The organism is Halomonas icarae (genome assembly GCF_009901955.1).
Lineage (GTDB): Bacteria > Pseudomonadota > Gammaproteobacteria > Pseudomonadales > Halomonadaceae > Halomonas > Halomonas icarae.
On record NZ_WUTS01000015.1, the window covers coordinates 1 to 352 of the forward strand.

The 352-nt window shown below is 61.1% G+C and carries 1 protein-coding gene; it reads right to left on the reverse strand.

Annotation, left to right across the window (positions count from 1 at the left end; translation table 11 throughout):
- Positions 1 to 160 precede the first annotated feature (160 nt).
- Positions 161 to 352: IS66 family insertion sequence element accessory protein TnpB (tnpB, locus tag GRB80_RS15995; protein ID WP_161424416.1), on the reverse strand; the 192-nt coding region annotated here is incomplete at its 5' end.

Consider the following 352-nt stretch of genomic DNA (forward strand, 5'->3'; position numbering starts at 1 on the left):
ACTCCGCTTCTTTCTTCTCCATCAGCTGATGGAGACGCGCGATCTCCTCCTGCTGAGCGCGCACTTGGCGCTGCAGCTGGGAGACGCTGGCGGAAGGTGTCGGGGCCGTTGAAGTCATGCTGATATTTTACCAAGCGGTGCTGCTGGAAGCAGCAGAAAATCAGCCAACCGACTGAAAGTCCAACGCCTTATGGGGACGCATGGCGCTGAGGTCATAGCCATCCAGGAGCCAGTTCAGCTCCTGGCCCGTCAGGGTGACCGTGTCGCCCTCCAGCCGGTCCGGCCACTTGAAGCGCTCGCGCTCCAGGCGCTTGTACCAGACCACGAAGCCGTTACGCTCCCAGAACAGCAG